We start from the raw sequence: 7,174 nt of genomic DNA, 5'->3' as shown, positions 1-7,174 counted from the left end.
ATCCTAAAAACTTAGTGCGTAAATTCAAACGCCTTCGCAAGCGCTACATTGAACACGCTCAAGTCACCCTTGGCAATGTCGGAGAACAACCCAGTCAACATAGTTATGTATCGCGCCTGACTCTCTCCAACTTCAAGCAGCAATTACGCGAGTCCGAAGCCTTCATGAAAAGTATGGTGGTCATCAACCACGACACCCTGCAAGAGTTCAATCTCGATGAGGTGGCCTCTCGCACGACAACGAACCTTGAAAACCGCCGCGTTGAATTGGTGGTTCGCAGTCGCGGGGATGAAGAGCGGGCCATCGATATGGGATTTGAAGGGGTCTTCATCAATTGGACGTTGCCCTCAAAGTATCACCGTAATTCACCTAAGTGGAACGGCTGCACCGTCAAAGAAGCGCATCAAAGCCTGATGGAGCAATGGAGGCTCGCCCGCGCCCACTTCGCCAAACAAGACATTCCTTGGTTTGGCCTACGGGTGGCCGAGCCCCACAAAGACGGGACACCTCACTTGCATGCCTTTGTCTATTGCCCTGCAGAATACAAAGCCGAGCTCATGCGCATTTGTGCGAAGATTGCCCGAAGTGAAGATGGCGACGAGCTCTACAACAAAAAGAAACGCAAAGCCCGTTTTCACGCGAAACCTTGCAACCCTAAGAAAGGTAGCGCTACTGGCTACATCATCAAATACATCTCCAAAAACATTAACGGCGCACACCTGCCCAAAGGCGCCGCGGAAGAAACTGCAGTCTCGGTTAGAGCGTGGGCCAGCGCTTGGGGCATTAAGCAGTTTTCACAATCGGGCTCTCCTGCCGTGGGTCTGTGGCGACAACTCAGACGCGCGAACAAAGCCGATGTGGCGATTGATGAAGCGTTAATCGACTTACATGAGCATGCGGATAAATCACGATGGAAAGAATTTACTCAGCACATTGGGGATTTACGCCTCGCTCATGAAACGCAGATTAACCAGTACGGCGAAACCACCAAACGGGTGATCGGGTTGGAATGGTTAGGTCACGTGATCGAGACCTGCCGCGATCACTTTTCGGTGGTGGCGAAGTGCGATGTGGACGCGTGGAAAAAAGCGCGGAGCGCTGTCCCTTGGAGCACTGAAAATAAGTGTAACCCACCTCCGGAAATGGAGATATCCCCGCTCGAAAAAGCGTTGATGGACGTGACGGGTTGGAGCATTAAAGGGGTTCAATGCTTACTCAAACCACTGTCGATGGGGGCGAAAATCCCCATTGATAAGCACACCACTCTCAGCCTGATAAATGGAAGATTGGGAGTGACTTAACCCACGCCAACGATGTGAATCAGGGGCCTTTTATCCAATACCAACGTCGAGAGACAGGGGAAGACAATGAAAAGACTATCGCTTGAGGAGTGTCAACGAGATTTAGCCGCCCTCGATGCGGCTGATAAGCTGACCGCCAGCCTAAAAGTGGAAATTGACCGTTTTAAAGAAATGGACACCGGCGCACTCATGAAAAAAGCCATGGGAATGTTGGTGAGTGGCAACCTTTCACTGGAGGCGTTAGGCCTTCCCGTTAACTTGTTTGAGCAGCTTGAACACCTCGAAAAGCTCAATGGGGTGGCTCGCCTGAAATACCGCTCAGTCGTAGAGGCTCAAAAGCAGCAGCTTGATGAGATTGAAAGTGCAGAGGTGGAGCATGGCTGAACATAAAAACCCAATCCGTGGGTATATATCTTGTCCAGTTTGTCAGTCGGTCGCCAGCGCCCATCAAGTGGGGGAAGGGAAGCTCATCGCTACAGGGGAGCCGCCTAAAAACAGCCGCAACATTGGATTGATGTATTACCGTTGCCCGAAGTGCGGTAACAGCTCACATAGCCATGAAGTGACTAAGTTCATTAAAGCGAATCTTGTCGCTGACTCAACCGAACTTCAACCGACGGTCACCGAGAAACCGTTGGTGGTTGATCCGGTTTTGATAACCGAACCAAACCGAATAGAGCTAACCGAGGGGTTAACCGAACAGGAAGAAACACAGGAAACCAGTAAAGACGCGGTTTCCAACCGAGAGGTAACCGAAACCGCCGACGATGAAGAAGCTGAAAACACCCAAAGCACGTTTTCCTTTAAACGAGTCATAACAGCGTTGGTGTCGGTTATCTTCCTCCTCTGGGCATTTTCTCAACTGCTACCCAAACCGAAAGCCACAACCGAACCAACACAAGGGGGTGAGCATGGAGCAAACGAATGAGGTCTTGTTGGATGAGCCTGCGGCGTTGGATGATTGGGGAGATTTTGGGGCGGTCATTGAGCAGCTTGAACAGCAAGAGCAAGGTGAGACCGATTCGGTTCACCTAACCGATTCAACCGAAACCGTCACCGAAGATAAAACCGAAGCCATGGCGGGGTTACTGGATATTGTGTTCGCCTTGACCGAACAAGCCACGTCCATTATTTCAGGGGTTGAGTTTGAATTTGACGGTAAAGGTAAACAAGCCGTCATTGATGCCGCGCAACCGGTCTTTGCAAAGCATGGTTCAACCTTGATGGGAGTGTTTGGGGACTACATCGAAGAGGCCACGTTACTGCTTGCTGTTTTGGGCTTGATCTATTCGTCTAAACAACAAATGGCCGTATTGATGCAAGCTAAGGAGGTCGAGGGTGAACAAACCAAAACCCCTAGCCCTACCGAATCCCGTTAACGCTAACCCATCCTTTGATGCCGAACACACCCTCTATGTAGCGGGAACGGGAGGAGGAAAAACCTCAGCCGTTAAGTATTTAGGGTTAATCCCTAAAACCGCACAAGCGGTCTTTTTTGACCCCTACGCCAATTACGCGGGGAGTAAGTTTCAAGGGCAAATGTGCCACGGCACGAAGTCACGTCTAGCGTTTGTGAAATCGCTGGTGATGGCGCGTCGTCGTGGCGGCTCGTTTAAGTTGGCGTACGTACCAGCCAATGGGGCAACCTATGAAGAGTTGGAATTTTTCGCGTCAGTGGTGTGGTCGGTCGGTAACGGCCGAGCAAGCCGGCTCTATACGGTGATTGAAGAGTTAGCCTCCTGCGTAGAAACCTCTGGCAAACTTCGAGGTCGTGCGGGTGAGCTGTTGCGTGGCGGGCGTCAGTATGGCCTTGTGGTGCACTCCATATTTCAACGAGGTCAAGAGGTCCCGAAAACCGTGACCGAGCAATCCAGCGTTTGGTGGGTGGGCGCGGTGAATTCCATGAGTGATGCTCAATGGATCGCGGATAAACGCGGGTTGGATGTGAATACCATTGCGACGTTGAAATCCGCTAAGATCAACAAGCAACGTATTGGAAAACCGATCGCGGAATACCTCTTGATCCGTGATGGTATCGGTAATATTGAGCATAAGGCGCTGAACTGTCAGTCAGGCTCAAGACTCAATTTGAACTACCGATAACCGGCCTTTTTAACCTATAGGTTACCCGTCCAACCTATAGGTTAAATCCCCTTTCTTTTTAAACGCAACTCCACTTCTATAAAGACTCAATGTATCTGTTCGAAATCCAACGTCGAGAGACAGGGGAGTTTATGAAAGCTCAGCATAAAAACATCTTGATTGCTGTTGTACTGACCTTACTGATGATTGCCATCATTAATAACGTCTCAACGTTAGAAGCAGTCAAACAACTCATCAACGGCAAACGTGGCTGGTTTTAAGGGGAGACAAACATGTCAGTAAAACCAATCAAACTGAATTCCATGGTCGGTGCCGCTTGGGGACAAAAAGGCACGCTGCCTATTCCTGTAGGGCCGACTTACCATGAGTTAGTGCTAGAGACGAATGCCGAGGCCGCCGAGATTGAACGCTTGTCGATCACGCTGAATGCAGAGGAAATCTATATCTTAACGGGCAGTGAAATCCTGATGTTAGAGCGCTACAAGCAACGTGCTCATACGAATGGCCATTACGTGATCCCATTCAGTGACATTACCGCTCGCACTAAAAATGGGGTTCGCTACACAGGACTCGTGACGGAGGCGGGCGATAACATTCATTTGGATGTTCAGTTCAAAGCGAAAGCCAGCGGTGATCCCCTGTCTATCCAGGTTCATGCTTGGGTCACCAATGCGCAACCTGCCCGTATCTTGGTTCCAATGATAAAGCGTGAAACCATGCCAGCGAACGCCGCAGGGGTAAACGAGTTTACGAGCTTAGTCTCAAGCCCGTTAATCACTTTGCGCCGAGCGCACTTTATGCACGCGGGCATTACTAAGCTCGAAATTGAGCGTGACTTTGTGAAAGAGTACGAAGCCAACAAGTTCATCAATGAAGCGAACGCCAAACGCAACGAACGTACCCCGCAAGCCGGTTATTTTCACTTTGATCCGATTGTGCGTGGCTTTTCTATTGATGAGCTCTTTCCAACACAACACAGCTCTAATTTGAAATTTTCAGTGACCACGAGTGACGTCGCCGGCTCAATTCCTATTTTGATTGAATCGGTCAAAGTAGTTCGCCCCGAAATGCTCGCAGGTAAATACTAAGGAGCACGCATGAGCTTTTTTGATGACCTGTTGGAGTTTGGTGAAGGGGCACTCGATAGCGTGGGCGAAAATGCCGATTGGTTATTTGGTCACAACGCGAATTCGTCTAATCCCAACACCACGCAGCAGCCAAACACCCCAGTGGTCGACAATAATGGCAATGCCGTGACGACGCCACAAGGTGGCGCTGTCGTGGAGAAAGATAACACCTTACTTTATGTCGGTGGTGGGATAGCGGCGCTCTTGGTGGTGGTTCTTCTCATTGTTCTCTTCAAGGATTAGCGCATGCCATTACTTTTTATCGGTTTGGGCGGTCTGGGGCTTGGAACAGCACTCGGGGTTGGTGTGAGTCAGGGACTCAACAAAACCTTAACCGCGATTGCGGTGATGGCTTTGCTCTACCTTGCCTATAAATTAGGAGTATTTCGCTAATGCTAGGCTCACTCACCTCTTTAACAGGGGGCGGAGGCTTGACGGGGGGCTCATCGGGACCTGCAACGTCTGGGAACACCTCCAATACGACCAATAACAGCGGCTTTACGGCTGGCGCAATGAACTTTGGCAGTCATAACGGCATACCGTGGTGGGGAATCGCGCTCGTGGCGCTTTTTGCGCTGTATGTTTTTACTCGAAAGTAACTTAATTCCTGAAACGTGGGGAAACGCCAAGCCGAAATTAAGTAAAGCGCTTGGTGACTACATCAAGCAAGCTGAAATTGAAGTGAAAGCGGGGCGAGAGTCCCTCTATCGAGTCGAAGACACGTTCATGTTGTTACGCGGCGAGCAATCCCCCTCCGGCGCTAAGGAGTTGGTTGTGGTGGCTTTAGCGGGTGACATGGCCATCGGGACGCTCAGTGCTCTCAATCACGGAGTGGCGAATGGGTTTGATTCGATTCGCGCTCACTTTAATCAGCGCGGCGCTTATCGCTACATTCAACGTAAATTGCAATTGCCCGTGCGAGAGATTGAGACCCACAAGAATGAGCACGTATTACAAATAAGGTTTGATGACATGGGTGGACGGAGTAAATCAAAGAGCAATGCGAAAACCATCACCACGACCACCAACAAAAACAACAGTCTGGGCATTGGTGGTGATAACAACGGCTTTGCTCTGTCAGGGATAGAAAACTCTGACATTAATTTAAGCATGACTGATCACGGTGCCATGGCGGTGGCGGGTAAGACCGCAGAAGAGGCGTTTAACTTTGGCAATAACGCCTTAGATTTGGCGTCAGATAGCGTAGATGCGTCGCTTAATTTTGGTGAAAACGCACTGGATGGCGCGTTTAGCTTTGGTGAGAGTGCGTTAGGAGCCAATGCTGCTCTGAGTGAGTATGCGATAGGGGCAAACACGAACCTGAGTGAGCACGCGATAGATTCGATTAAATCCATGGCGGGTCAACAAACGGAAACCACCAAAGCCGCGATTGCCATGGCGAACGCTTCCAAAGCAAGAGAGCAAACGGGTGAGAACGAAAGCAATAATGAGCTGTTGAAAAACGTGTCTCTTATGGTGGGCATTCTCGGCACGTTAATGACCATGGCCTATTTAGTCTCGGGGCGTAAGAAATGAAACAACTCCATACCTTAAACACTGGCGAAAGCATTCAGTTTAACGCAGGTCAGGCAGGCAAATACCTCATCATTCGTGAAGCCAGCCATTCCCTCATGCTTCGCGGAGACGCGTTACGTCCTACAGAAATCGGGCGGGGTGATACGGTGGATATCACTCGTTTTGATGAGCTTGAACTTTTTAACCATCAGGCGGAACCGGTCACGGTTGAATATCAAGTGGCGGACATTCCCATCAGCACCAAATCTCAAAACATCGATATTAATAATTCCGTCACGATTAGCGAAATCTTAACCCCCATCACTGTCAGTGCCGTTCAAGCAGAAGTGAAGACGCGCATTCAAAATGACACGCTAACTGTGAAGAAGCTTGCTGACCTTTACACCTTGCAAAAGATCGATACGGGCTATCTGGATTTAACGGGAGATGAACAAAGCATTGCGGGAAATGAAGAGCGGAAAGGACTCTTTATTCAAACCTATCAAGATAATGATCGCTCTGTTTTGGTTCAAGGGTTGATTGAGGTTGTCGCCGGTGGTCATGTCCTTATCAAAAGCAATGAAGCCATTACATTGGAAGGCGTTGCTGGGAATGGTGTTCGTATTGGGGAGTTTATCTAATGTTTGAACTTCACAATCCTATTGGCAGTCGTGGTGATAAGACGGGAAACGGTGGTTTTCAGTCATTAGTATTAAGCAACCAGTATGCTCAAGTTTCAGATGCCACAAACCGAAAAGTAGAGTTTTCTCTGTCAGATGATGTAGAGCTACTGGAAGTACGAGTGGGTTGGTTGGATAGCGAAAATTCAAGGAACTTAGATCAAGTCGCCTTTTGGTCTCAATGCTTTGATGCTCATGACGAGATGATAGCTAATAGCCATAGGTCAATGGTAGTTCCCTTTGTGGCTGGCTTTTCAATGCGATTTTATTTCATTCCTATTTTGACACCGAGCAACGCGAAAAAAATCATATTTACTTGCAATTATATTGATATTCAAGTGTGCATTGTGTCTCGAACGACCTTTAAGGAGTTAGAGCGATGATACAGGTCGATACGCAGGGGCGAATTGTCACGATCAACGCGCCTCAAGCGTCAACTCAATTAATC

13 protein-coding genes are annotated in these 7,174 nt (G+C 49.1%); all 13 read left to right on the top strand.

Annotated elements, in window-relative coordinates:
• Positions 1-1,301: replication endonuclease (locus AB6D80_RS23690; RefSeq protein ID WP_372189797.1), on the top strand; the 1,301-nt coding region annotated here is incomplete at its 5' end.
• A gap of 66 nt (positions 1,302-1,367) precedes the next feature.
• Positions 1,368-1,685: a hypothetical protein gene (locus AB6D80_RS23685; protein WP_102428665.1), complete on the top strand. Its 318-nt coding sequence runs from the start codon at positions 1,368-1,370 to the stop codon at positions 1,683-1,685.
• Positions 1,678-2,229 carry a hypothetical protein gene (locus AB6D80_RS23680; protein WP_372189795.1) on the top strand — a complete coding sequence of 184 codons (552 nt, stop codon included), beginning with the start codon at positions 1,678-1,680 and terminating at the stop codon, positions 2,227-2,229. The genes AB6D80_RS23685 and AB6D80_RS23680 overlap by 8 nt, the downstream gene beginning before the upstream one ends.
• Positions 2,213-2,680 (top strand): hypothetical protein, encoded by a 468-nt coding sequence (locus AB6D80_RS23675; RefSeq protein ID WP_182796383.1) that lies wholly within the window; start codon positions 2,213-2,215, stop codon positions 2,678-2,680. The genes AB6D80_RS23680 and AB6D80_RS23675 overlap by 17 nt, the downstream gene beginning before the upstream one ends.
• The gene (locus AB6D80_RS23670; RefSeq protein WP_048666226.1) at positions 2,640-3,404 is read left to right on the top strand and encodes a hypothetical protein; all 765 of its coding nucleotides are present in this window, start codon (positions 2,640-2,642) and stop codon (positions 3,402-3,404) included. The genes AB6D80_RS23675 and AB6D80_RS23670 overlap by 41 nt, the downstream gene beginning before the upstream one ends.
• Positions 3,405-3,535: 131 nt before the next feature.
• A complete protein-coding gene (locus tag AB6D80_RS23665; protein ID WP_017081565.1) occupies positions 3,536-3,664 on the top strand; it encodes a hypothetical protein in 129 nt (42 codons plus the stop codon).
• Between the two features lie 12 nt (positions 3,665-3,676).
• Positions 3,677-4,492 (top strand): major capsid protein P2, encoded by an 816-nt coding sequence (locus tag AB6D80_RS23660; protein WP_372189793.1) that lies wholly within the window; start codon positions 3,677-3,679, stop codon positions 4,490-4,492.
• Positions 4,493-4,501: 9 nt separating this feature from the next.
• The gene (locus AB6D80_RS23655; RefSeq protein ID WP_372189791.1) at positions 4,502-4,774 is read left to right on the top strand and encodes a hypothetical protein; all 273 of its coding nucleotides are present in this window, start codon (positions 4,502-4,504) and stop codon (positions 4,772-4,774) included.
• Positions 4,775-4,777: 3 nt separating this feature from the next.
• The gene (locus tag AB6D80_RS23650; RefSeq protein ID WP_165901754.1) at positions 4,778-4,924 is read left to right on the top strand and encodes a hypothetical protein; all 147 of its coding nucleotides are present in this window, start codon (positions 4,778-4,780) and stop codon (positions 4,922-4,924) included.
• Positions 4,924-5,130 carry a hypothetical protein gene (locus AB6D80_RS23645; RefSeq protein WP_048658788.1) on the top strand — a complete coding sequence of 69 codons (207 nt, stop codon included), beginning with the start codon at positions 4,924-4,926 and terminating at the stop codon, positions 5,128-5,130. Before AB6D80_RS23650 ends, AB6D80_RS23645 begins: the two co-directional genes overlap by 1 nt.
• A complete protein-coding gene (locus AB6D80_RS23640; protein ID WP_372189789.1) occupies positions 5,111-6,067 on the top strand; it encodes a hypothetical protein in 957 nt (318 codons plus the stop codon). The genes AB6D80_RS23645 and AB6D80_RS23640 overlap by 20 nt, the downstream gene beginning before the upstream one ends.
• Complete coding sequence (locus AB6D80_RS23635; protein ID WP_372189787.1) at positions 6,064-6,687, top strand: hypothetical protein; 624 nt, start codon at positions 6,064-6,066, stop codon at positions 6,685-6,687. Before AB6D80_RS23640 ends, AB6D80_RS23635 begins: the two co-directional genes overlap by 4 nt.
• Positions 6,687-7,109 (top strand): hypothetical protein, encoded by a 423-nt coding sequence (locus AB6D80_RS23630; protein ID WP_372189785.1) that lies wholly within the window; start codon positions 6,687-6,689, stop codon positions 7,107-7,109. The genes AB6D80_RS23635 and AB6D80_RS23630 overlap by 1 nt, the downstream gene beginning before the upstream one ends.
• Positions 7,110-7,174 lie beyond the last annotated feature (65 nt).

The organism is Vibrio sp. 10N.247.310.17 (genome assembly GCF_041466605.1).
GTDB lineage: Bacteria > Pseudomonadota > Gammaproteobacteria > Enterobacterales > Vibrionaceae > Vibrio > Vibrio tasmaniensis_A.
Note: the sequence above shows the minus strand (reverse complement) of the source record. Positions and strands in the feature narration are given on the sequence as shown.